Raw genomic sequence first — 23927 nt, 5'->3', positions numbered from 1 at the left:
GTGCGGTTGTCACAGGTAGCGGGCGATGCCGCCGCCGACGTCGACGCTGGCGCCGGTCGTATAGCCGGACAGGGGGGAGAGCAGGGACACGATGGCGAAGGCGACTTCCTCCGCGGCACCAAACCTGCCCAGGACGATGCCGCGGTCGGCGGCGATCTCGGCAGCCCACTGGGCGTAGGTCAGGTCGGTGTCGGCCGCGGCGTAGCGCCGACTCCACTGGCCGGTGTCGATCAGTCCGAGGAGGACCGAGTTGACCCGGATGCGATCGACCCCCAACGACGAGGTCAGTGAGCGGGTGAGATTCAGCAGCGCAGCGCGGGCGGCCGACGTGACCGCCAGTCGCGGCTCGGGCTGCCGGGACAGAATGGCGTTGACCACCACCACGGACGGGTCGTCCGACTCGGCCAGGTGGGGTTGGGCGGCTCGAATCACATTGAGGGCGCCGAAGACCTTCAGCTCGAGCTCGTCACGGATCTGTGCGTCACTTGTTTCGTCGAGCGTGGCCATCAGGGACCGACCCGCGTTGCAGACCACTGCATCGACCCCGCCCCACCTGTCCACAGTGGAGGTCACGAAGGTCGTCACCGCAGCCTGATCCAGCACGTCGCATGCCACGGCGTGAACCGGGTCGGGCGCCCCGCCCAAGGCAGACCGCAGCCGGTCGACGTCACGCGCGCACCCGGCGACTCGGGCGCCCTCGGCGAGCAGCATCCGTGCGGTCGCCAGACCCACCCCGGAGCTGGCGCCGGTGACCAGGACGGTCTTGCCCGCGAGTTGCAGATCCATATCGTGTCCTTCGTATTCGGTTCGGTTACGGCATCACGAAGCCGCCGTCGACGACCAGGGTCTGGCCGGTGACGTAGGCGGCGGCGTCGGAGAGGAGGAACGCGACCGCACCGGTCACGTCCTCGGGGGTCTGATTGCGGGTCAGCGCGCGACCGGTGCGGTAGAGGTCGTAGCGCTCGGTGGGCACGGTCTCGGTTGCTTCGACACGGGTCAGCCCCGGAGCCACGGCGTTGACGCGGACCCCGTCGGGTCCCGCATCGCGCGCCATGCTGCGGGTCAGTGCAACGACGGCGCCCTTGGAGGCCACGTAGTGAGCCAGCCGCGGAGAGCCATAGATCGCCGCGTCGGAGGCCAGATTGACGATCGCGCCGCGGTGGGCGGCGAGCTGCGGGTAGAGCGCCCGCGAGACCAGCCACGTGCCGCGCACATTGACGCTCAGCACCCGGTCGAAGGCGTCCACCTCGATCTGGTGGAACGGAAGGCCGCCGACACCGTCTGCCAGTGCGGCGTTGTTGACCAGTCCTGCTGCGCCACCGAGCTCTTGCACGGCCGCGGCCATCCGGGCCACCGACGCCGGGTCGTTGACGTCCGTGTCGACACGGTGCACGTGGATGCCGAGCTGGACCAGCTGGGCGCAGCCGCGTTCGGCGACCTCGGGATGCAGCTCGGCGACCACGACGCGCGCCCCGATGGAGCCGAGGTGCTCGGCGATGGCGTTGCCCAGTCCGCGGCCGGCGCCGGTGACGACGATCAGGCGCGACGAGTCGTTGCTCATGAGCGCACCCCGATGCTGGGCCGGGTGGCCACTTCCGCCAAAAAGGTTGTGACGGCACTCGCCACGGACTCCGGACGTTCTTGCACGGCGGCATGCCCGGCGTCGGCGATGACCGCGAACCGAGCGCCGGGGATCCGCGAGGCCAGCAGCTCGGACTCGGCAACTCCGGTCACCCGGTCGTGTTCACCGACAAGCACGAGCGTCGGCGTCTCGAGGTCGGAGAGCAGGGCCGTCGTGTCGGTGTCCGCCATGAACTCGGCGGCTGCGCGGTATCCAGGGACCCGGACGCCGGCCATCTGTCGCACGACCTCGTCGGCGACGGCCCGGTCGGCCCCCGGGGCAACGAGTCGGTGCGCCCGACGGCTGGCGAACTCGACAGCGCCTACGGTGGCCAGTTCGTCCACGCGGGAACGCATTGCGTGGGCGCGGGCTGTTTGCACCCCGGAGCCGCGGGTGCTGTCCAGCAGAGTCAGGCTGCGCACGCGCTCGGGTCGAGCAGCTGCCAGGCAGGTGCCGAGCACGCCGCCCCAGGAGGTGCCGATCACGTGTGCCGAGGTCTCACCGTGCTCGGACAGCAGCGTGGTGAGGGCCCGCAGATAGCCATCCCGCCCCAGCAACTCCGTCGGATCGTCCGACGCCCCGTAGCCCGGAGCATCCCAGGCGATGGCACGGAAGCCGGCGTCGTCGAGCAGGGCGGCCAGCGCGGTAAAGGTGGCGGCGCAGCCGCCGATCCCGTGCAGTAGAAGCACGGGATCTCCCGTGCCGCGCACATCGGCGGCCACGGTCGGTCGCAGGAGGCCGGTCATATCAACGTCACCGGCCGTCCTGCCAGGTCGCGGACCGCGCGCAGCACTGCGTGCGGCACGAGCTCGCTGGTCGCGGGATTCGTCGGTGACGGGTGGTTGCGGATCTCGAACCGGTAGTTGCCGGTCGTCGCTTCGACAGTGATGACGTGGGTGGTCAGGGTTGCGGCCGGGTCCGCCACGACCACTGCCTGTACGCGGTCCCAGTCGTCGGCGGCCATGGCGACCGACACGGCCACGTTGGTCGAGCGAGGAAATGAACGCGCGATGATCGCGGGTGAGCCGCGCATCACCTCCACTCGGCTGGTCGTCTCCAGCAGGGCAGTCCGCTGGGCCGGGCTCATCCAGTCCTGGATCAAGGTGGCGGGAAGCTTCGCGGTCTCTATGGTGACCCGGGTGAGCGTGCCCGCGTCGGCGACAGTGCGCAGCAGATCGAGTCCACCGACGGCGCCCGTGGACAAAAACAGGCGTCCCGGACCCGACTGCAGATCGGCCCGCAGCTCAGGGTCGGCCAGTGCGCCGACGGACAACGCCAGCACGTCAACGCCGGCGGCGATGAGCCTCGGACCAAGTTCCGCGAGTGCGCCCTGACCGGCTGCCTCGATGACCAGGTCGGCCACGTTTGGCAGGTCGGACGCAGTGAATCTGCCACCGTCCGTGGCGTGCACGCCGCCATCAACATCCATGATGCCGACAAGTTCGACGCCTGGAACCTGACACTCGCTCAGGCGCCGGGCGACCGGGCGACCGATCGCACCGTCACCGACCACGACCACCCGAAGGGTCCGGCCGGCCCGGTCGCGCGCGCCGTCGAGGAAGGCGGTCGACCGCTGCGAGCTGTCCACGCCGCTCACGACGCACGCTTGTGTCGGCTCAGGTAGCCCAGGTCAGGGACCCCGGCCATGTGGGTGCGCACGGTCTGCGTGGGTGGGCCGGCCGTTCCCCACTGGTCGGACAGCTCCGCGGTGCGCGGCCAGACGCGGCACAGCCAGCTGTCCTCCTCGATCTGGGCAACCTCGGAGGTGTACTCACAGACCAGCCCTGCGGGGTCGGTGAAGTAGGAGAACGTGTTGTCGCCGGGCCCGTGCCGACCGGGACCCCACTCGGGGGTGATGCCGGAACGACGGAGGTTGCCGATGCCGCGCATGAAGTGATCGATCGACGGCATCTCGTAGGCCACATGGTTCAACGACGTCCAGTCGCCCTGGTTGAACGCGATGACGTGGTGGTCGTTGTTGCAGCGCAGGAAGGCCATCTGGTGCTCGGACCAGTCGGACACGCGCATGCCGAGGACCCTCGTGTAGAACGCGCACGCGGCATCGATGTCGACCGTATTCAGCACGACGTGGGCGATCTTGCGGGGGACGGCCTCTCGGCCGTTGGCATCCCGTTCGGACACGGCATACAGCTCCGTGCTGAGCTCGACAAGGCGCCCTTCGGGGTCGACGAACTGCAGCCCGTAACCTCCTGCAGCGTCGTCCAACGGGCCGGGCTCGTGCACCAGGAGGATGTCGAGCGCGGCCAGCGCACGGGCTGCGTCGTCGACCTCGCGCCGGTCGCGCACGGCGAAGACGATCTTGCCGAGGGCGTTCTGCTCGTTTCTGGCCAGATGCAGGATGTGATGCTCCCTGCTGGATCCGCGCAGCCAGGCGGTGCCCTCGCCACGTTCGGTCGCGGTCAGCCCCCAGGTGCCGGTGTAGAAATCCGCCATCGCCTCCGGGTCGGGCACGAGGAGTGAGACCGATCGCAGGGAGTGCGGGCGGGCGACCGGTGGGCCGGCGTGAGCTTGGATCATGGGCACTGGGCTCCTTTACGGGTGATTGGGGTCAGGAGATGTCGAGAGTGAGCTCTGCTGTCAGTGCACGAGACACGCAGATGAACATGGTGTCCCCTGCTTCCTTCTCGCTGTCGGACAGCAGGAAGTCGCGGTGATCGACCGTGCCGGCGAGCACCTTCGTCTCGCAGGTGCCGCAGATGCCCTCGGTGCATGAGCTGGGCACGTCGCAGCCGGCGTCCTCAAGTGCGGCCAGCGCCGTTGTGTCGACCGGCACGTGCACTCGGGCGCCGCTCCCGGCGCAGATGATGTCGAATGGCTGGTCCCCACCCGCGGGCGGAGCAATCGGCTCCGGTGCCTTGAACCGTTCGATGCGCAGCATCTGCGGATCGGTGAGGGCCTGCTCGACTCCGGTGATCAGTGGTTCGGGTCCGCAGCAGTAGACCAGAGTCCGGGTGTCGTTGTCCTCCAGCACCTCCGACAGCGCGGGCGGTCCACCCGCACTGTCGTCCGCGTGGATACGCACCCGGCCTGGGGCAAGGCACCGCAGCTCGTCGACGAAGGCCATGGTCTGGCCGGACCTGCCGGCATACAGCATGCTCCAGTCGGCGCCACGCGACTCCAGCTCTCGCGCCATCGCCAGGATGGGGGTGATACCGATGCCGCCGGCAATCAGCTGATACCTCGGCGCGTCCTCGAGGCGGAAGTTGTTGCGTGGCCCGTCGACAGACACCAGATCCCCCACCCGCAGCTGCAGATGGACGTAGGCGCTGCCGCCGCGCGAACTGGGTTCCCGCAGGACCGCCACGGTCCAGCCGGTCAGATCGTTGGGGTCGGAGCAGAGCGAGAATTCTCGTATGTTGCCGCCCGGTAGATGCAGCGCAAGATGTGCCCCCGGCTCCCAGCCGGGCAGTGGCGCCCCGGCTGGGTCGGCCAGGCGCACACTCAGCACACCTTCGGCTTCCCAAGTCATCTGGGCGACGCGTAGTTGCCGTGCCTCAGTCATCATGTCCACCTTCCGGGTGCCTGCGTTGCTCTTGGTTGATCGGACGGGTCAGCGCGTGACGCCGTACATCTCCGACGACTCGGGATACGTCGGGAGCTGCGGCTTCTGAGTGCCGATGATCACGCAGAACAGAGCGTCGGAGTCGCCGACGTTCTTCAGGCTGCGCGGCACGCCGGCCGGCACGCGGATCAGGTCGCGGTACCCGAGCCGGCGGGTCGCGGTCTTGGTGCCGTCCTGCACGTCGTGGACGGTGACCTCCAGGTCGCCCTCCAGGACGAAGAAGGCTTCCTCCACGTCGTGGTGGGTGTGCTCCGGACCGACACCACCCACGGGTAGGCGCATGTTGGAGAACGTGAATCCACCTGCGGGCAGCGTGCGAGAGTCGTTGTCGTGATCGCCTGTCGCGCCCGAGCCCACGTAGCGGATCTGCGCGCGGCGGAACTTGTCCCCGCGCTTCTCGGCCTGGAAGGCCAGCGTGTCCCAGTCCTCCTGGCGCGAGTCGCGAGAAGCGATGCACGAGTCGATCAAGGCGTCCAGGTCAGTGGTGGGCGAGGTCGCCGAGTCTGTGGTTGTCATGAGTTCCTCCAAAGCATTGTCTTAGAGCTGAGATAGTTCTACTATGATCTACGTCACGGCATCCGTCAAGGGGCTGTCTCGAAGCGTATGTATAAGAGCTTTGTTCCCGGTGGGAACTCGTGACTGGGCGACTCTCGGGGTTCTCTGTCCGATATAGCACTAAGCATCTTTATCCTAAGGAGCATGTCGATGAGCAGGACTCAACTCAAGGTGGACCGCTCGCCGATGGCCGGCTGGGCCGACGAGATCCTGGTGGGTGGTCAGTGGCGCAGGGGCTGCGGTCCGCTCATCGAGTCGGTGGATCCGGCAACCGGTGCCGTCGTGCACCGCTTCCATGGCGCCGGGCTCGAGGACGTCGATGCGGCCGTTGCGGCAGGGCTGGCCGCCGCTCAGGATCCTGCGTGGCGTAACCTGCTGGCGCACCAGCGGGCCGCGGTCCTCCGCAGGATCGGGACCGAGATCGAGGCGAGCGCCGACCTGATCTCGGCAGTGCAGACCGCCGACACCGGCAAGGTTCGCGCTGAGACCCGGGCGCTTGCCATGAGTGCGGCCGGCACATTTGTCTACACGGCTGCCGCTCTGGAGACGATGGAGGAGCCGGTGACACCGGCGCGCGGCGGTTACCTGACGATGGGCGCACACGAGCCGTACGGTGTGGTTGCCGCCATCACCCCGTGGAACTCACCCATTGCCAGCGAGGCTCAGAAAGTTGCGCCGGCGCTGGCAGCCGGAAACGCCGTGGTCCTGAAGTCCCCGTTGTGGGCGCCGTGCGTCTCACTGCTGCTCGGCCGCATCTGCCAGGAGGCCGGACTGCCGGCCGGCCTTCTCTCCGTGCTTCCGGGCTCCGGCGCCGTGGTGGGCGACGCGCTGGTGCGACATCCGCAGGTGGGAAAGGTGTCGTTCACCGGTGGCACGACGACCGGCCGCTCGATCGGTCGCGCCGCGGCGGACAAGGTCATGCCGGTGACCCTTGAGCTGGGCGGCAAGTCGCCGACCATCGTGTTCCCCGATGCCGACCGGGAGCAGGCGCTGGCCGGGATCCTGTTCGGAATCTTCTCCTCGAGCGGGCAAAGCTGCATTGCCGGTTCGCGCGTCTTCGTGCACGAGAGCATCTACGACGACTTCGTCTCCCAACTGGTCCAGCGCACCCGTGCCCTGCGAGTCGGCCCCGGAGACGACCCGGAGAGCCAGGTGGGCCCGCTGGTGCACCGCGATCACCGCGACAAGGTGCGCGCGATGGTCGAGCGGGCGAAGTCCGAGGGCGCGCAGGTGTTGTGCGGTGGCTCGTCGCCTGAGGGGGAGGGCTACGCGACTGGCGCCTACTACCTGCCCACCGTGCTCGCGGGTGTGGCGAACACGGACTGGATCTGTCGGGAGGAGATCTTCGGGCCGGTGGCGGTCGTGCTGCCGTTCGGCACCGAGGCGGATCTTGTCGCGCAGGCCAACGACAGCGAATACGGTCTCGCGTGCGGGATCTGGACCGCGGATTACCGGCGAGCCTGGCGAATCGCACAGGCCGTCCAGGCGGGGACCGTGTGGATCAACACTTATAAGCAGTTCAGCATCTCCACGCCGTTCAGCGGCCACAAGAACAGCGGGCTCGGCACGGAGAAGGGCCGTGAGGGCATCAAGTCCTACATGCGGCAGAAGAGCATCTACTGGGAGACGGCCGGATCTCCGCTGCCCTGGGCGGAGCATGAATAGGGCTTGCGGTGCGACCGTCTCGGGTGGCGCCGGGCAACGGGCTGGGACGATCAGCCCGCCGGCTCGGCCCGGCCGAGCTGGTGCCCGTCGTAGACCTCAAGAGAGACCTCCAGGCGGGCGAGCAGCTTGGCCAGCTGCCGATGCTCCGTCTGGGTCAACCCGGCCAACATCTGGTTCTGCTCCGTGAAGTGCGCCTGGAGAACCTCGTCGATCAGCTTGCGGCCGCTGTCCGTGAGCTGAATGAAAACCTTGCGGCGATCGCCCGGCTCCTTTGTCCGCTCGACGAGTCCGTCGCGCTCGAGGCGGTCGATGCGCTGGGTCAGGCCACCGCTGGTGATCAGTCCGACCTCGGCCAGCTCACCCGCGGTGCGGCGGTAGGTCGGGCCGCTGCGTCGCAGGGACATCAGGACGTCAAAGGCGGCAGTCGACAGTCCGAAACGGCCGAGCTCGTCCGCGACGAGCGCCTGGTACCGCAGGTCTGCCCGATGCAGGCGGCCCAGGACCGCGATGCTGCTGACGTCCAGGTCGGGCGTCTCGCGGTGCCACTGATCCAGGATCAGATCGACCAGGTCAGAACCGGAGTGACGTGTTCCCATGGAGAGCTCCTGAGTAGTGAGGTATCTCTGACCGCTCGGAGGATACGCGAGGCCTGTCTCATCGTCGCACAGATCACTCCGGCTTCTCGCTACTGGACTGACGCGTGCCGCCTGCCTCGAGAAATCTTCATCCAAATCAATCTTAGCCCTTGACCTCTTAGTGTTAAGTAAGTCACACTGGCGGCGCGGCCCTCGTTCGCCCCCACCCTCACCAGGAGATTCCATGAAGACCGTCCATTGGAAGCTGGCGGCGTCATCCGTCACCGTCGCCGTGCTCTTGAGCGCCTGCGGTTCCTCCGGCAGCGGCAACGCGGCGAGTGGCACTTCCGCCAGCGCCAAAGTTGCATCGATCAAGGTCGGGGTCCTACCGCTGGCCGACTATGCGCCCGTCTACTGGGCGAAGGATCACGGCTTCTTCAAGAAGGAAGGGCTGGACGTGACGTTCCAGACGCTGCAGGGCGGTCCGGTCGGCGTGCAGGAGGTCGCCACCGGGCAGCTGCAGTTCAGCTTCTCCAACACGATCAGTTCCTCGATCGCCACCAGCAAGGGCGCCCCGGTGCAGACCGTCGCGCTCGTGTCCGGGCTTGGTGTCGGTGAGCTGGGCATCTTCGTCAAGCCGAACTCGCCGATCAAGACCCTGTCCGACCTGAACGGCAAGACGGTCGGCATCAACACCTTGAATAACGTCGGCGACGTTTCGTTCGCCAATCTGGCCAAAGCAAAAGGACTCAACGCCAAGCCATCCTGGGTGGAGGTGCCGTTCCCGCAGATGATCGACGGCGTCAAGAACGGCTCGATTCAGGCGGGCTACCTGCCCGAGCCGTTCGCTACCGCCGCAAAGGATGCCGGCCTGCGTGAAGTAGCGCCCCTCGTCACCGGCCCGAACGAGGCGCTACCCGTCTCGACGTTCGTGACCAGCACGAACTATGCAAAGTCGGATCCGGGGACCGTCAAGAAGTTTGCCACTGCGCTCAACAATGCCCGCGCCGATATCGCCAAGCATCAGAAAGAGTTTCGGGCATGGATGCCAAAGGCCCTGGGCACCAATGCAAAGGCCGCCAAAGCGATGAATCTGCCGAACTTCGACGTCAAGCTGAGCGACGCGGCCATGCAGAAAATCGCCGACATCATGATAGGCCTCGGGCAGGTCAAGAAGGGCTACCAAGCCTCGGCCTACACGATCGTCAACGAAAAATGAGCGCCTGATGAAACTGATCAGCGAACCGCTGTCCTTGCTGAAGCGCATCGTCCTTGGAGTCATCGGGACACTCGGCATCGGATTGATACTCGAAGTCCTGATCCGAACCCGAGTCATCTCCGGTGCGGGGCTGCCGCTGCCCAGTGCGGTTGTCCGGCAGGGCTACCACCTGCTGGGGAACACGGCCTTCTTGACGCAGGTGTTCTACACCCTGCGTGAATGGATGTTGGGTCTACTCATCGCCTCGGTCGTCGGTGTGATCCTCGGCGGTCTGATGGGCGCAATCCCCACGGTCTTCACCATGTTCTCGCTTCCCGTCGAGGTGCTTCGGCCGCTACCGGCCATCGCCATCGGCCCGTTGCTTTTGCTGCTGCTCGGGACGAGCATGCTGCCGATGTCGTTGACGGTGGCGGCCGCCTGCGTGTGGCCGATTCTCTTCAACGCGATGTATGCCATGCGGTCGGTGGACCCGGTGGCGGTCCAGACCGCCAAGACGATGCACGTCTCACCGCTCGGCATCATGGCCAGGGTGCGGCTTCCGGCCTCGCTTCCCTTCATGTTCACTGGAATTCGCGTGTCCGCCTCCATCGGACTGATTGTCGCGGTCAGCGTTGAGCTGTTGCTCGGATCCGGCGGAGGCATCGGCGGCTACATCCTGCTGGCCAGCACCAGTGCCTCCAACCTTGACGTCGTCTACGCCGCAACGGCGGTGACGGGCCTGCTCGGTGTGCTCGTGAGTGGCCTGTTCGCGCTCGCCGATCGCGCCGCATTCGGGTGGAAGAAAGGACTCGCACAGTGAGCGTCTTGACCAGGGCAGCACAGCCCGGCGTCTCGGCATCTGACCTCCCCAGGCGGAGTCGGTTGATCGGCCGCAGGGTCGTGCTGTCTGCGATCGTGCCGATCCTGATCCTCCTGGTGTGGTGGCTCGGTTCGCTCAGTCCCACCAAGGGACTGTTCATTGCGTCGCCGCTGGCGACCGTCGTGCGGACCTTCCAAGATTTCCTCGGCGGCAACGCTTCTCACCTGTTCCTGGGAACGGTCGCCTGGCAGGACCTGCTGCCCAGCCTGTGGCGCGCCACAGTGGGTTTCTGGCTCGCCCTGGTTGTCGGGGTTGTCGTGGGGACCGCCCTGGGCGTCAAGCCTGTCGTCGCCGCGCTCTTCCAGCCCCTGGTGCATCTCGGTCGGTCCCTGCCGACGCCTGCCCTGCTCGGAGTCTTCTTCCTGCTCTTCGGCACTGGCGACTGGCCCAAGGTCCTGCTGATCGCCTTCGGCGTGATCTGGCCGATCCTGTTCAACACGATCGATGGGGTTCAAGGCATCGGCACCGGTCGCGCCCATGTGGCGGAGGTCTTCAAGCTCCGCCGTCGTGACGTGCTGTTCCGGATCCTGCTGCCCGGCGCTGCGCCGAAGATCTTCGCCGGCGCACGTGTCGCGCTGTCGCTGTCCCTCATCATGATGATCATCTCCGAGCTGCAGAAGTCGCGGAACGGCCTGGGCTACCTCCTGGTTGCGACGCAGCGCAACTTCGACTATCCCGGGTTCTGGTCGGTCCTGCTCGTCCTGGCCCTCATTGGGATCATCTTGAACATCATCATTGTCCGGATCGAGCGCCGGGTGCTTGCCTGGCATCAAGGAGCGACGTCGCAACATGACTGACAACCAGATACCCGCCGAGCTGGTGATGACCGGCATCGCCAAGGTCTACGGCACGAACCGAGCAATCGATGACATCTCCGCAACCGTCCCGGCCGGTCAGGTGACCGTCATTGTCGGGCCATCCGGTGCCGGCAAGACCACCCTGCTGCGCATCATCTGCGGCCTGGACGCACCAACCTCCGGTCAGGTGCATTTCGACGGGGCGCCGATCGACGGGGTGCCCGATGGCTTGGCCATGGTCTTTCAGGACTACTCCAGGTCACTCTTCCCGTGGTTGCGAGTCGAGGCAAACGTCGGCTTCCCGTTACGCCGGATCGACAAGAAGCTTCGTCGATCCCGGGTGATGGAAGCCCTCGAGGCGGTTGGACTCGCAGGCAAGGAGCATCTCTATCCGTGGGAGATGTCCGGCGGAATGCAGCAGCGCGTAGCGATCGCTCGAGCGCTGGCCTGTCACCCGCGGTTGTTGGTCATGGATGAGCCCTACGCCTCCGTGGACGCACAGACCCGCGCGGAGCTGGAGGACCTTCTCCTGACGATCCAGGCCACGATGAAGATCACCGTTCTGGTCGTGACCCACGACATCGACGAAAGCGTCTACCTCGCCGACAACATCATCGTGCTGTCGAAGGCCCCCAGCCGGGTCTCCGAGGAGATACCCGTGAGACTGGCCCGGCCCCGCGACCAGATCACCACCAAGGAGGATGCCGAGTTCATTCGCCTGCGCGCACACGTGCTGCGGCTGCTCCGAAACATCCCTGAAGCCCCGACAGGCGCCGGCAGCCTCGCAGCGAAGGTCACGGCATGAGGCACGAGCAGGGCAGCGGCGGCCGGAACCGGGCGAGATGAAGCCGGCCCCGTTCGACTATCGCGCGGCTCACAGTGTCGCCGAGGCGATCCGACTCCTCGGCGACGGGGACCGGGAGATCAAGGTGCTCGCCGGCGGCCAGTCGCTCCTGCCGGTGCTCAATATGCGGATGGGGCACCCGGACGTCCTCGTCGACATCTGCCGGATCCCCGAGCTCGGATCGATCGACGTGGACAGCCAGGAGGCCGTGCACATCGGTGCTGCCGTCCGGCAGGCACAGGCCCACGCCGACCCGCGTCTGCGGTCCGGCTGGCCGGTGCTCACGGAGGCGATCGGCCACATCGGGCATCCGCAGATCCGCAACCGAGGAACAGTGTGCGGCAGCCTGGCACACAACGACCCCGCATCCGAGCTGCCCGCAGTAGCGGTGGCCTTGGACGCCGAGCTGGTTGCCCGATCGCAGCGCGGTCTGCGGCGGCTCAATGCAGCTGACTTCTTCGACGGACCGTTCAGCACGGTCCTGGAGGAGGACGAGCTCCTCACGGAGGTGGTGTTCCCCCGGCAGCCCGCGTGGTCCGGCTCGTCCTTCCAGGAGTTCAGCACCCGGGTCGGGGACTTCGCGACCGCCGGGGTCGTCGTGCGTCTCGAACGCGCCGGCGACGTGGTCTCGGCTGCGCGGCTGGTGTTCTTCGGGGTGGGTGGCTCGCCGGTGCGGGTGGCAGCCGCCGAGCAGGCACTGCTCGACGCGCCGGTGACCCCAAGCTCCACTGCGGCAGCGGTGTCCGCGCTCGAGGAGCAGCTCGATCCCGTCGGAGACATTCACGCCACGGCGGCATTCCGCAAGGAGCTGGCGGCTCAGCTGGCGGTCACTGGGATCAACCAGGCATGGGAGCGATGCGCATGAATGAACCAACGGCAGACCTCAACCACCCCCAGCTTCCACGAAGGCCATTGGGGCCACCGCTTTCGGAACCCTCCTGCTGGCACGACATCAGGGTTACGGTCAACGGTGCGCCGGTATGCGCGCAGGTTGAGTCTCGACTGCTGCTGGTCGACTTCCTACGACACCGGCTCGGTCTGACTGGCACCCATGTCGGCTGCGAGCAGGGCTCGTGCGGAGCGTGCACCATCCTGGTCGACGGAGTCGGCGTGCGATCCTGCCTGACTCTTGCCGTCCAGGCCGACGGCAGCGACGTGCGGACTGTCGAGAGTCTCGCCGAGTCAGGTGAGCTGAACAGGTTGCAACGGGCGTTCCATGAGGAGCACGGAATGCAGTGTGGTTTCTGCACACCGGGCATTCTGATGTCGATGACTGCGCTCGAGGAGTCATCGGAGGTCATCGACGATGACGCCATCATGGAACACTTGGGCGGCAACTTGTGTCGCTGCACCGGATACGTGAACATCCGCAACGCGGCACGGCGTGCGTGCCTGCGCGAGCGGTCTCGCCCCGTCGACGAAGGGGCCGACCGTGACGCCTGAAGAGGAGGGACCGGCGCCATTCATCGGCCGCAGTATCCCGCGGGTGGAAGACGACCGGCTCCTCCGCGGACAGGGCCGATTCATCGACGACCTCCAGATCGAGGGCATGCTGGAGGTGGCATTTCTACGAAGTCCGGTTGCGCATGCGCGAATTCATGAAGTGGATCTGACCGCGGCCGCCGGATTGCCTGGCGTCGTCGCCGTCTACAACGCGGCAGCCCTGGTCGGACGGGTCGAACCACTGCTCAACAGTGAAGAGCTTCGGATACCTGAAGGCATCCGGTCGACCATCGATCCGGTCGTTCGAATTCAGCCCATGCCACTGCTGGCTTCCGGTGAGGTGAACTACGTCGGCCAGGCCATCGCGATGGTGGTGGCCGAGTCACGCTACCTGGCCGAGGACGCGTTGGAAGTGATCGACGTGCGGTACGACGAGCTCCCCGCGGTGATCGACCCAGAAGCCGCACTGGAGGAGGGTTCGCCTCGTGTGCTGCTGGAGGCCGAAGACAACATCGGGATCCACCTCGAGCATGGCACCGGTGATGTCGATCAGGCCCTGCGGAGCGCGGCCGTCATCGTCGAGGACACCTTCGCATCGCAACGATATGTGCCCTCACCCATGGAGTGCCGAGGAATCGTCGCGCACCGGGACCCGTTCAGCGGCCGCCTCACTGTGTGGTCCAACACCCAGACACCCCACCGGGTTCGAGGCCACATCGCGTCTTGTCTCGGCCTGCCTGCCGACGACGTGCACGTCGTCGCCGTGGACGTCGGAGGCGGGTTCGGCCAGAAGGGGATTCTGGTGGTCGAGGAGCTGCTCATCCCGTTGGTCGCCCAGGACCTCGGACGTCCGGTGCGGTGGACGGAGGACCGCCAGGAGAACCTCACGGCGGGTAGCCACGCGCGCGAGCAGATTCACCACATCACTGCCGCCGCAGACGAATCCGGTCGGCTGCTCGCCGTCCGCGACCGGTTCGTGGTCAACCTGGGCGCGCGCAACATGGTCGGCCTGGTCGTGCCATACAACTCGCTATGTCACCTGATCGGCCCCTACCGGGTGCCCAACGTGCAGATCGAGGCGACGGGCGCGCTGACCAACACGATGTTCACGTCGCCCTATCGGGGTGCGGGTCGCCCGGAGGCGACCTTTGCCATGGAGCGCATCATGGATCGGCTGGCGGCCAAGCTGGAGATGGAGCCGGCGGAGCTGCGTGCCCGCAATGTGGTCACACCTCAAGAGATGCCCTACCAGACCGGTCTGCTCGACCGGCGCGGGCTGACCCAGCAGTACGACTCCGGTGACTACCCGGAGATGCTCGACCGGGCCGTCAAGATGATCGACCTGCCCAGAGTGCGTACAGAGCAGCAGAAGGCACGGGTGGACGGCCGCTACGTCGGGGTCGGGTTTGCGATGTACCTGGAGGCAACCGCCCTCGGGCCGTTCGAAGGGGCCAAGGTGAGTGTGCTGCCCAGCGGACGGATTCGCATACACACGGGCGCCCCGTCGCAGGGACAGGGTCATCGCACGACCTTCGTCCAGATCGCCGCCGACGCGCTCGGCGTCGAGATGGGGGAGATCGAACTCGTTGCGGGGGACACCGCCACCATCCCATTCGGGGTCGGCACGATCGCGAGCCGCGCCCTGGTCACCGCCGAAAACGCCATACATCAGGCCGCCGTCCTCGTGCGTCAACGCATTCTGGACAGCGCAGCCGAACTGATGGAGGTCGATCCGGCGGACCTCGAGATTGCGGACAACCAGGTAGTCGTCAAGGGCTCTCCCGGCAGTGCCATGAGTCTGGCCGAGCTGATGCGGGCCATACCCATGACTCAGGGAGGCAGCGGTCGCGACGGACTCTCCGAGGTCTCCTACTTCCAGCCGCCGAACTACGCGACGTCATCCGGACTGCATGCGGTCGTGGTCGAGGTGCAGCCCGCGACGGGTCGCGTGGAGATCCTGGACTACGTCGTCGTTCATGAGGCGGGCAGGATCGTCAACCCACAGATCGCCGACGCCCAGATCGTCGGAGGGACCGCCCAAGGTATCGGCGGGGCGCTCCTGGAGCACATGCAGTACGACGAGGCCGGGCAGCCCGTCACGTCGACCTTCATGGATTATCGGCTGCCGACGGTTGACACGGTCCCCGACATTCGCCTTGCCGAAGTTGTCTGCCCCAGTCCCACCAACGCGTTGGGGGTGAAGGGTCTTGGTGAGGGCGGGGCGGTCGGCCCACCGGCCGCGTTGGCCAACGCGGTGGAGGATGCTCTGAGCCCTTTCGGCGTCGTAATCCACTCCTGCCCGCTTACTCCAGATCGACTCTGGGCGCTGTTGCGCGCGGGGCGAGCAACCGAAAGGTGACCATGCAGTTTCACAACGAGTTCCGTGTCCCCGCGAGCATCGAGACCGTGTGGCCCGTTCTCCTTGACCTCGAGCGGGTTGTGCGCAGCGTGCCCGGCGCCACCGTCGACTCGGTGACCGGTGACACCTTCACCGGTCGAGTCACGGTCAAGCTCGGCCCGATGAGACTGACCTATCGCGGCGAGGGCCTACTCAAGCAGGAAGCATCGGACCATCGCATCACCGTCGAGGCGCACGGCACCGAGCAGCGGGGCGGAGGATCGGTCTCGGCGACCATCACCGCCACGCTCGAGCAGGTGGCGGCGGACCTTACCGGCGTGCGGGTGTGCACCGACCTCGACCTCACCGGCAGGCCGGCGCAGTTCGGCCGAGGAATCATCTCGGGTGTCGCAGCCAAGCTCATCGCCACCTTCGCCGACAACCTGGCTCTCGAGATCGACCGAGAGCCCGATGGTGCGGAGATGGCCGGGCGCGACTCGTCCCACTCGGCCGACCCGGGGCGCCTGCACCGTCTCAGCCGGGGATCGGCGCCGATCATGCAGCGGATGCTTCCCTCACTCGGCGCGATCGCCCTGGTAGTGGTCGTCGTGCGCGAGATCCGCGGCGCACAGCGGGGCAGGCGAGATGCGTAGTTTTGCACGGCTACTTTCGGGCAAAGTCAGCAGAGAGTCTCATGGGAGAAGGTGATTCGGTGATTGGCATCATCGGCGGCGGAGTCGGCGGTCTAGCGACAGCAATTGCTCTGGCACGTAAGGGAATAAGAGTTCAGGTGTTCGAGCAGTCAAGCCGATTCGGCCGGGTTGGCGCAGACATCAACCTGACACCGAACGCCGTGCGGGCCCTGGACGGTCTCGGTGTCGGAGACGACCTGCGCCGCACGGCAGCTCGTCCCGCTCGCCGCATCAGTCGCACCTGGAACACCGGGGTCGTGACATCGCGACTCGAGATGGGCAACGCTGCCGAGGAGAAGTATGGATCTCCTCAGCTGACGATGCACCGTGCGGACCTGCTCACTGCCCTCGAGCAGGCGCTGCCGGAGGGAGCACTGCGCTTTGGCAGCAAGCTCGCCGGGCTCACGCCGGAAGAAGATGGCGCACGCCTCGAGCTCGTCGACGGCACAACCGAGCACGTCGATGTGCTCATCGGCGCCGACGGCATTCACTCGGTCGTGCGTTCTGCTCTCCTCGGCCAGGAGCACCCGGAGTTCACTGGAGTTGTTGCCTACCGCGCCGTGGTGCCCGGGGAACGCCTGACGGGGGTGCCCGATCGGGATGCGTTCACCAAGTGGTGGGGCCCGGATCCAGCCACTCAGATCGTGACCTTTCCGCTCACGCGTGGAAACGACACCTTCATCTTCGCAACGACGCCGCAGGACGACTGGCGTGAGGAGTCGTGGACGACACCCGGCAGCGTCGAGGAGCTGCGGGCCGCCTACAGCGCCTTCCACCCCGACGCACGAGCGCTGCTTGACGCATGCGACACGGTCTTGAAATCGGCTCTCTACGTGCGGAGCCCGCTACCGACATGGTCCCAAGGTTGCGTGACCCTGCTGGGCGACGCCTGCCACCCGATGATGCCGTTCATGGCCCAAGGCGCAGGGATGGCGATCGAGGACGCCGTGGTCCTCGCCCGATCGATCGCCGCCCACGATGACGTAGCCAATGCGCTGAAGGCCTACGAGGTGGCGCGAGTCGACCGCACGAGCCGAGTGCAGACCCAGTCGCGCAGCAACGAGTGGCTCAAGGACTCGAGCAATGGCGACTGGGTCTACGGGTACGACGCGTGGACGGTGCCGCTGTAGACCGCGTTGCCGAGCCGCGCCGACCGTCAGCAGTTCGTGTCAGCGGGGTGGTGAAGCGGGGGGTAGGTGTCGAGGTGCAGACGCTCGTTGTTCCTCGGCCTGCGCGTCGTCGAGGTCGCATTTCTTCGCCTTGGAACTGGGTGGAAGGGCTGAGCATTGCGATGTGGTTTACGGGTAGCGCCGAAAACTGCGACCTCGGCGGCATGACACTGAGAAGTATGCCAAGCGGCCGGAGCTCGCCGTGCAAGAGGAACCTGAGACGGTGATCTGCATCTGAAGGTAGGTATCGTTGCGGCGTGCCTGACATCGAGCTCGTTCCGATCGACGAGCCGGTGCTCGAGGCACTGATCCAGGCGGCCGTCAACGGTGCTGACGCCGATGAGGTCACCCCGCCGCTCTCGGAAAACAACGAGTGGACACCGGAGCGCATGGAGTGGCTTCGGGCCTACCACCGTGCCTGCCGCGAAGGTCTGGACGGGCCCGCCGGTGAGGCGATCTGGGCGATCACGAGCTCCGGCACACCGGTGGGTGCGGTGCGGCTGAAGCGCACCGGCGATGGCGATGTCGTCGAGGCCGGGATCTGGCTGGTGCGGTCGCTCGCGGATGCGGAGTCGGACGGCTCGCCATCAGGGGAGTTCTGGCGCAGGCTCGTGCCGGTGGGGCGAGTGCCATTCGTGCAGATACTGCCGACACGAACCTTGCCGCGCAGGTCATGATGAGAGGGGTCGGCTTCGAGCTGACATCGACGAAGTCGACGGGGAGGGTGCACGGCAGGATCGCGCTGTAGACGCGTGCGTGACACGGGCGCCATGATGTATCCAGATACGAACGGAGACAGCCCATGGCGCAGGTGAGCGTGCGGTACATCGTCCATGACGTCGACGCCGCGATCGCTTTCTACTGCTCGCAGCTTGGCTTCAGCGAGCAGATGCATCCGGCTCCGACCTTCGCCATGCTCACCAGGGGCCCGTTGCGGTTGGTGCTCAGCGCTCCGGGGGGTGGACCCGGCGGCGGTCAGTCGATGCCGGACGGGACCGCGCCGGAGCCGGGCGGCTGGAACCGGTTCGCGATCGAGATCGACGACCTGGAAGCGACGGTGGCGGCTCTGCGCCATGCCGGGGCGCGGTTTCGCAACGAGATCGTCTCCGGGGTGGGTGGGAAGCAGGTTCTCGTCGAGGATCCGTCCGGGAACCCGGTCGAGCTGTTCGAGCCCACTCTCGCCGAAGCGCGACTCGGCGACGTCGACGGGGCGCCGTCCCGCGCCGACACGGAGGGCTGAAGTGGTCAAGACCCCGAGCGGGTGAGCAGTGGGGCGGCGAACCACCCCCAGTAGATGCGGTGGTGGGCGATCTTGGGCCCGATCAGGTCCATCACCTCGACGAGGTCGACCTGGTCGCCGTCGGGCGTGCGACGGGGGTATTCCCAGATCAGGGTGTGCCCGTTGAACTGGTAGTGCTCCGTGCGATGCCAGCGGACGAGGTCGTTCGGGCGGCCGCTGGTGCCGCGTTCGAAAAACGTCCGCAGCTGAGCGTGCCCGGTCAGTACGCCGCTACGTTGATCGAGCACCCGAGGGACCAGTGGTGACTCGAGCACGGCATCGGGCAGGTACAGGTCGAGCAGCCCGTCGAGGTCCTGCGCTCGGGTGCGGCTGTCCCACTCCCGATGGATGAAGGCCGCATCCTCTTTGCTGGCGGTCCAGCTCGGCTGAGTCGAATCCCTGGTTGCGTCCATGGCCGCGACGTTACCGGACGGACATTACGTCAGCGACCGAAACGTGGTCGTGGCATGCTGGACCGTATGGAGCATCCAGTCCGGCAGGTTGATCTGGCCGCAGCAGGGGCACTGTTCGCGGATCCGGCCCGGGTGGCGATGCTGACCGCGCTGGCCGATGGTCGGGCGCTGCCTGCCGGCGAGCTCGCCGCCATCGCAGGGGTGTCCGCCGCCACCGCGACCGCTCATCTGCGGCGGCTGGTCGACGGCGGGCTGGTCCGCGTGACCAGTCAGGGACGGCACCGGTACCACGAGCTGAGTGGTCCGCAGGTGGCGGTCGTGCTGGAGTCGCTGGCCCGGATTGCGCCGAGCACGCCCATCCGGTCGTTGCGTCAGTCGCGCGAGGCGCACGTGCTCGCCGAGGCGCGCACCTGCTACGACCACCTCGCTGGCGCCCGCGGAGTCGAGCTGCGTGAACGGCTGCTGACTGCAGGCGTGTTGAAACAGGTCGATGACCTCGATCACCGGCTCACTGAGCGTGGTGATCGGGTGCTGGCCGAGCTGGACATCGATGTGGACCTGCTCCGGGCCACCCGGCGGGTGTTTGCCAGGTCGTGTCTCGACTGGACCCAGCGGCGGCCCCATCTGGCCGGAGCGCTCCCGGCTGCGATGACCCAGGCGTTCCTCGACCGGGGCTGGCTCGCCCGCACCAGTCGGCGCGGGCTGCGGGTCGCGTCGCACTACCAGCACGAGTTGGATCTGCTGCTCAGGCCATAGGCCCACCGACCGTCGAAGAATTGCCGATTGGCTGTCCGAAACGAGGGCGACTGCCCGTGCTTGGGGTGCGGACGGCATAGTGGGCGCCGTGCAGACAGATGCGGTGCTGACCATGCTCCAGGAGGTCGCGGCCGAAGTCATCGAGCCGCGCTTCCGTTCCCTGGCCGACGGCGAGGTGATGGAGAAGAATCCCGGAGATCTGGTCACCGTGGCCGACCGGGAGGCGGAGGTCATCCTGACCCGCCGGTTGCAGCAGGCCTACCCGGATGCGCTGGTGGTGGGTGAGGAAGCGGTGTCGGCCGATCGCTCGATCCTGGATCAGGCGGCGAGCGCCGACCACTGGTTCACCGTCGACCCGGTCGATGGCACCAAGAACTTCGTGCACGGTTCGCCGGATCACGCCGTGATGGTGGGTGAGGTCCGTGGCGCCGAGATCGTGCGGGGCTGGATCTGGCAGCCCCAGCACCGGGCGTCCTACGTGGCCGAGCGCGGTGCCGGGGTCATGCGCAACGGTGAGCCGATGACGCGGGTTGCACCGGATCTGCAGGCGCTGCGCGGTCGCACCTCCCGGCGCCGCTGGGTCGGCCGGGCGCTGCCGGGTCTTACCCCGATGGACCTGTCGTGGGCCTGTTGCGGGGTCGACTACCCGCGGATCGCCGAAGGCGTGGCGGACTATCTCGTCTATGGTTCGACGATGCCGTGGGATCACGTGCCCGGTGCGCTGATCGTCGCCGAGACCGGCGGGTATGCCGGTTATCTGGACGGCACGGCCTACGACCCGAAGACGCTGGCGGCGCCGCTGGTGGTTGCGGCCGGCCGCGCGGCATACGACAGGGTCGTGGAGTCCGGGGCCGAGCTGGCCTGACCGATCAGGAGATCAGCACGTCGTGGCAGGCGTGCACCCGCTGGATCCACCACTCCACGCGGTCGGGCAGGGCTTGCCACCGATCGAGTGCGGCCTCGTCCACGGCCGGACGGCGGACCTCGATGACCCCGTCCTGTGGCACCAACCGCTCGACCGTGACGTCGCCCTCGAAGAGGTTGACGGTGCCGAGTCCGCAGGCGAACGGCAACTGCGGCAGGGTGGCCGCGAGCGCAACACCCGCCGCGATGCCGACGCTGCTGTCGAGTGCGCTCGACACGACGATCGGCAGACCGCAGCGCTGAGCAACTTCCAGCGCCGCACGGACGCCTCCGAGTGGCGCCACCTTGACCACGGCCACGTCGGCGGCCTCGAGCAGTGCCAGCCGCATCGGGTCCTCGGCCTTGCGGATCGACTCATCGGCGGCAACCAGCACATCGGTGTGCTGCCGGGCGAGGGCGATCCGCAGGTCGCGGAGCCCTTCGACCGTTGCGCACGGCTGCTCGGCATACTCCAGGTCGTAGGCACAGAGCCTGCTCAGCGCGGTGCGGGCCTCGTCGACGGTCCATCCGCCATTGGCGTCGACGCGGATACGGGCGTCCGGACCCATCGTGGCTCGTACGGCCGCCACTCGGTCGACATCCTGCTGAAGGGTCTGCCCGGCCTCGGCCACCTTCACCTTCGCCGTGCGGCAGCCGTCGTAGTGCGAGAGCACCGATGCCACCCGGTCGGCGGCAACGGCGGGGACGGTCGCGTTGATGGCGACCTGGTCGCGAACCGGCGCCGGCCAGTCCTCCCACGCGGAGGCGATCGCGGAGGCAAGCCACCGGGACGCCTCGTGCGGCTCGTATTCCAGGAAGGGAGAGAACTCGCCCCACCCGGTCGGACCCTGCAGCAGGGCGATCTCGCGGTGCGTCACACCGCGAAACTTCGTGTGCAGCGGGATGCTGACGACGCGCAGCCCATCGAGCACATCGACCAGGGGCGGCACGTCGCGGCGACGTGGTGTGGCGACCGGTGGCTCTGCCGGCAGGGATGACCTCGACATGGCCAGACGGTACTCCGAGTGTCCGGGAGGTGCACGGCCAGTGCAGGAGGTTGGCGCAGCTCGGCCCGGCATACAGTGTGCGGGTGACTGACGCCAACTCCACCACGTCCTCGCAGCCGTTCGATCCCGCCAGCTGGGAGCAGGTGCCCGGCTTCGACTTCACCGACATCACCTATCACCGGTGCGTGCTGGACGGGCCGGCGAAGGGCACCGTCCGGATCGCGTTCGACCGACCCGAAATTCGCAACGCCTTCCGGCCGCACACCGTGGACGAGCTCTATCGAGCGCTGGACCACGCGCGGATGACCCCGGACGTCGGGTGCGTGCTGCTCACCGGCAACGGCCCGTCCGCGAAGGACGGCGGCTGGGCGTTCTGCTCCGGTGGTGACCAGCGCATCCGCGGCCGGTCGGGCTACCAGTACGCCGACGGGGAGACCGCCGACACCGTGGACGCGGCGCGCGCCAAGGCGCAGGGCGGCCGGTTGCACATCCTGGAGGTGCAGCGGCTGATCCGCACCATGCCGAAGGTCGTGATTGCCGTGGTCAACGGCTGGGCGGCCGGCGGCGGGCACTCGCTGCACGTGGTGTGCGACCTCACCATCGCCTCGCGGGAGCACGCGAGGTTCAAGCAGACCGACGCGGACGTGGGCTCGTTCGACGCGGGCTACGGCTCGGCCTACCTGGCCAAGATGGTGGGTCAGAAGAACGCGCGGGAGATCTTCTTCCTCGGCCGCGCGTATGACGCTCTGGAGATGCAGCGGATGGGGGCGGTCAACATCGTGGCCGACCATGCCCAGCTCGAGGTCGAGGCGCTGCAGGCGGCCGCGGAGATCAACGGCAAGTCGCCGACCGCGCAGCGGATGCTGAAGTTCGCGCTCAATCTGACGGACGACGGGCTGATGGGCCAGCAGGTGTTTGCCGGGGAGGCGACCCGGCTGGCCTACATGACCGACGAGGCCGTTGAAGGACGTGACTCGTTCCTGCAGAAGCGCGATCCCGACTGGTCGCCATACCCCTGGTACTTCTAGAGGATCGCATTTGGGCAGGTCAGCGCGTTGTTTGGGACCTGCCGGGCGCACACCGGGCGCAAACGATGCGAGTTGCCCGGGTCGGCCTCTCCAGACGAGCAGGAACCTTCGCAGCAACGTGGCGACCGACCATCAGGATCAGGCCGCTCGCCAGCGTTGCGGGAACCTTGGCGCGGGTGTGCCGTGTCTACGGCTGTATGCGACGGGCCGAGCGACACGCAAGATACTGAGCGCTAGGACCGGACGGCCTGAATAGGTCATCGGTTCGATTCCGATAGGCGGCTCCGGGGGAGGCCCTCTGGCCAGGCAAAACGCCTGATCAGGGGGCCTTCGTAAGTTCAACGACGAAGCTAAGTGCACACATAAGTGGCCATACGCATGGCGGGTTGGATCCGATTCGCTGTCCCTGACCGGCCAGCGTGTCGTTGAGTCGGTAGGGTCAGTCCGGGCACACCGGACGAGTTCCCCGGGTGCAAGTCGACGCGGGAGGAACCACGTGAACAAGTCCCTGCTTGAGCAGTTGCCTGGGATTGTCGCGGCCGGAAAGCGGCACGCAGCACAAATTCTTGAGGGCATAGAGGGCCGCAATCGAGTCATGCTTCAAACTCGCGAGTTGGTGATGCCTTCCAAAGATGCCTTCGACGTCGACATGTTCAAGCAAGCCGAGCGGCTGGAGGCTGGCGTTGATATCACGACCGGAGACTCCAGCTTCAATCGGCTGATCTACGGAGACAATCTCTTGGCGATGTCAGCGCTGCTCGCCGGCGATGAGGAGAATCCGAGCCTGCGCGGAAAGCTGAGTCTGATCTATATCGATCCTCCATTCGACTCGAAGGCCGACTACCGGACCAAGATCACACTTCCTGGTACCACGATTAATCAGAAGCCGACAGTGTTGGAGCAGTTTGCATACTCGGATACATGGGCAGATGGAACCGCCTCTTACTTGGCAATGATAACCCCTCGACTCGTTCTCATGCGTGAGCTACTTGCGGATACGGGATCAATCTACGTGCACATTGACTACCGGGTCGGCCACTACCTCAAGATCGTCTTAGCCCGGGGATTTCATCGGGTGAGGGTCGCGGAGTGCGTGGCGTGAGCTGAAAAGTGCCCCTGACCTGGGAAGATAGTGATTGCGAAGTCCCTATCTGATCCAGTTCGAGGAGCACCTTCCAGGT

General features: G+C 66.8%; 26 protein-coding genes. 16 read left to right on the top strand and 10 right to left on the bottom strand.

Annotated features, from left to right (window positions below; all coding sequences use genetic code 11):
• Nucleotides 1-9: 9 nt before the first annotated feature.
• From FGL98_RS16345 to FGL98_RS16315, 7 genes are read right to left on the bottom strand one after another with little or no spacing between them, the layout of a single operon-like run.
• Entirely contained in the window at nt 10-786 is a 777-nt protein-coding gene (locus tag FGL98_RS16345) for an SDR family oxidoreductase (protein WP_146318396.1), read from the bottom strand.
• Nucleotides 787-811: 25 nt separating this feature from the next.
• Nucleotides 812-1561 carry an SDR family oxidoreductase gene (locus FGL98_RS16340; protein WP_146318394.1) on the bottom strand — a complete coding sequence of 250 codons (750 nt, stop codon included), beginning with the start codon at nt 1559-1561 and terminating at the stop codon, nt 812-814.
• Nucleotides 1558-2367 (bottom strand): alpha/beta fold hydrolase, encoded by an 810-nt coding sequence (locus FGL98_RS16335; protein ID WP_146318392.1) that lies wholly within the window; start codon nt 2365-2367, stop codon nt 1558-1560. The genes FGL98_RS16340 and FGL98_RS16335 overlap by 4 nt, the downstream gene beginning before the upstream one ends.
• Complete coding sequence (locus FGL98_RS16330; protein ID WP_222432221.1) at nt 2364-3218, bottom strand: aspartate dehydrogenase domain-containing protein; 855 nt, start codon at nt 3216-3218, stop codon at nt 2364-2366. The genes FGL98_RS16335 and FGL98_RS16330 overlap by 4 nt, the downstream gene beginning before the upstream one ends.
• Complete coding sequence (locus tag FGL98_RS16325; protein WP_146318390.1) at nt 3215-4159, bottom strand: VOC family protein; 945 nt, start codon at nt 4157-4159, stop codon at nt 3215-3217. Before FGL98_RS16325 ends, FGL98_RS16330 begins: the two co-directional genes overlap by 4 nt.
• A 31-nt stretch (nt 4160-4190) precedes the next feature.
• A complete protein-coding gene (locus tag FGL98_RS16320) occupies nt 4191-5144 on the bottom strand; it encodes a PDR/VanB family oxidoreductase (protein ID WP_146318388.1) in 954 nt (317 codons plus the stop codon).
• 48 nt (nt 5145-5192) lie between these two features.
• Nucleotides 5193-5720, bottom strand: a complete 528-nt coding sequence (locus tag FGL98_RS16315; RefSeq protein WP_146318386.1) for a cupin domain-containing protein — start codon at nt 5718-5720, stop codon at nt 5193-5195.
• A gap of 189 nt (nt 5721-5909) precedes the next feature.
• Here FGL98_RS16315 and FGL98_RS16310 point away from each other — a divergent pair, with 189 nt between their 5' ends.
• Entirely contained in the window at nt 5910-7424 is a 1515-nt protein-coding gene (locus FGL98_RS16310) for an aldehyde dehydrogenase (RefSeq protein WP_246136592.1), read from the top strand.
• Nucleotides 7425-7474: 50 nt separating this feature from the next.
• Here FGL98_RS16310 and FGL98_RS16305 read toward each other — a convergent pair whose 3' ends face one another.
• Nucleotides 7475-8020, bottom strand: coding sequence for a MarR family winged helix-turn-helix transcriptional regulator (locus FGL98_RS16305; RefSeq protein WP_146318384.1), 546 nt, complete (start codon nt 8018-8020; stop codon nt 7475-7477).
• A gap of 223 nt (nt 8021-8243) precedes the next feature.
• Between FGL98_RS16305 and FGL98_RS16300 the strand changes: the two genes are divergently transcribed.
• The 11 genes from FGL98_RS16300 to FGL98_RS16250 all read left to right on the top strand — a co-directional run bounded on the left by FGL98_RS16300 (nt 8244) and on the right by FGL98_RS16250 (nt 18600).
• A complete protein-coding gene (locus FGL98_RS16300; RefSeq protein ID WP_146318382.1) occupies nt 8244-9218 on the top strand; it encodes an ABC transporter substrate-binding protein in 975 nt (324 codons plus the stop codon).
• A gap of 7 nt (nt 9219-9225) precedes the next feature.
• Nucleotides 9226-10017 carry an ABC transporter permease gene (locus FGL98_RS16295; protein ID WP_146318380.1) on the top strand — a complete coding sequence of 264 codons (792 nt, stop codon included), beginning with the start codon at nt 9226-9228 and terminating at the stop codon, nt 10015-10017.
• Nucleotides 10014-10874 (top strand): ABC transporter permease, encoded by an 861-nt coding sequence (locus FGL98_RS16290; protein WP_246136591.1) that lies wholly within the window; start codon nt 10014-10016, stop codon nt 10872-10874. Before FGL98_RS16295 ends, FGL98_RS16290 begins: the two co-directional genes overlap by 4 nt.
• On the top strand, nt 10867-11679 hold the full coding sequence (locus tag FGL98_RS16285; protein WP_146318376.1) for an ABC transporter ATP-binding protein: 813 nt from the start codon (nt 10867-10869) through the stop codon (nt 11677-11679). The genes FGL98_RS16290 and FGL98_RS16285 overlap by 8 nt, the downstream gene beginning before the upstream one ends.
• Before the next feature lie 37 nt (nt 11680-11716).
• Nucleotides 11717-12583, top strand: coding sequence for an FAD binding domain-containing protein (locus FGL98_RS16280; RefSeq protein ID WP_146318374.1), 867 nt, complete (start codon nt 11717-11719; stop codon nt 12581-12583).
• Nucleotides 12580-13161 carry a (2Fe-2S)-binding protein gene (locus tag FGL98_RS16275; protein ID WP_146318372.1) on the top strand — a complete coding sequence of 194 codons (582 nt, stop codon included), beginning with the start codon at nt 12580-12582 and terminating at the stop codon, nt 13159-13161. The genes FGL98_RS16280 and FGL98_RS16275 overlap by 4 nt, the downstream gene beginning before the upstream one ends.
• Nucleotides 13151-15520 (top strand): xanthine dehydrogenase family protein molybdopterin-binding subunit, encoded by a 2370-nt coding sequence (locus FGL98_RS16270; RefSeq protein WP_246136590.1) that lies wholly within the window; start codon nt 13151-13153, stop codon nt 15518-15520. The genes FGL98_RS16275 and FGL98_RS16270 overlap by 11 nt, the downstream gene beginning before the upstream one ends.
• A 2-nt stretch (nt 15521-15522) precedes the next feature.
• Nucleotides 15523-16152, top strand: a complete 630-nt coding sequence (locus FGL98_RS16265; RefSeq protein WP_246136600.1) for an SRPBCC family protein — start codon at nt 15523-15525, stop codon at nt 16150-16152.
• Nucleotides 16153-16211: 59 nt separating this feature from the next.
• Complete coding sequence (locus FGL98_RS16260; protein ID WP_246136589.1) at nt 16212-17321, top strand: FAD-dependent monooxygenase; 1110 nt, start codon at nt 16212-16214, stop codon at nt 17319-17321.
• 296 nt (nt 17322-17617) lie between these two features.
• A complete protein-coding gene (locus FGL98_RS16255) occupies nt 17618-18037 on the top strand; it encodes a hypothetical protein (RefSeq protein WP_146318366.1) in 420 nt (139 codons plus the stop codon).
• A gap of 125 nt (nt 18038-18162) precedes the next feature.
• Complete coding sequence (locus FGL98_RS16250; RefSeq protein WP_146318364.1) at nt 18163-18600, top strand: VOC family protein; 438 nt, start codon at nt 18163-18165, stop codon at nt 18598-18600.
• A gap of 5 nt (nt 18601-18605) precedes the next feature.
• Here FGL98_RS16250 and FGL98_RS16245 read toward each other — a convergent pair whose 3' ends face one another.
• Nucleotides 18606-19052: a nuclear transport factor 2 family protein gene (locus FGL98_RS16245; protein ID WP_146318362.1), complete on the bottom strand. Its 447-nt coding sequence runs from the start codon at nt 19050-19052 to the stop codon at nt 18606-18608.
• Nucleotides 19053-19118: 66 nt separating this feature from the next.
• Here FGL98_RS16245 and FGL98_RS16240 point away from each other — a divergent pair, with 66 nt between their 5' ends.
• Both FGL98_RS16240 and FGL98_RS16235 read left to right on the top strand, forming a co-directional pair.
• The gene (locus FGL98_RS16240; RefSeq protein WP_146318360.1) at nt 19119-19808 is read left to right on the top strand and encodes an ArsR/SmtB family transcription factor; all 690 of its coding nucleotides are present in this window, start codon (nt 19119-19121) and stop codon (nt 19806-19808) included.
• An 88-nt stretch (nt 19809-19896) separates the two neighbouring features.
• Complete coding sequence (locus tag FGL98_RS16235; RefSeq protein WP_146318358.1) at nt 19897-20673, top strand: inositol monophosphatase family protein; 777 nt, start codon at nt 19897-19899, stop codon at nt 20671-20673.
• A 4-nt stretch (nt 20674-20677) separates the two neighbouring features.
• Here the strand turns inward: FGL98_RS16235 and FGL98_RS16230 are convergent, their stop codons facing one another.
• Nucleotides 20678-21718 carry an o-succinylbenzoate synthase gene (locus tag FGL98_RS16230; protein WP_146318356.1) on the bottom strand — a complete coding sequence of 347 codons (1041 nt, stop codon included), beginning with the start codon at nt 21716-21718 and terminating at the stop codon, nt 20678-20680.
• A gap of 83 nt (nt 21719-21801) precedes the next feature.
• Here FGL98_RS16230 and FGL98_RS16225 point away from each other — a divergent pair, with 83 nt between their 5' ends.
• Together FGL98_RS16225 and FGL98_RS16220 are read left to right on the top strand one after the other, a co-directional pair.
• Nucleotides 21802-22746, top strand: a complete 945-nt coding sequence (locus FGL98_RS16225; protein WP_246136588.1) for a 1,4-dihydroxy-2-naphthoyl-CoA synthase — start codon at nt 21802-21804, stop codon at nt 22744-22746.
• A 496-nt stretch (nt 22747-23242) separates the two neighbouring features.
• On the top strand, nt 23243-23848 hold the full coding sequence (locus tag FGL98_RS16220) for a DNA methyltransferase (RefSeq protein WP_246136587.1): 606 nt from the start codon (nt 23243-23245) through the stop codon (nt 23846-23848).
• Nucleotides 23849-23927: the final 79 nt, after the last annotated feature.

It is taken from the genome of Leekyejoonella antrihumi, from assembly GCF_007845645.1.
GTDB lineage: Bacteria > Actinomycetota > Actinomycetes > Actinomycetales > Dermatophilaceae > Leekyejoonella > Leekyejoonella antrihumi.
This window is presented reverse-complemented; position numbering and strand designations above follow the sequence as displayed.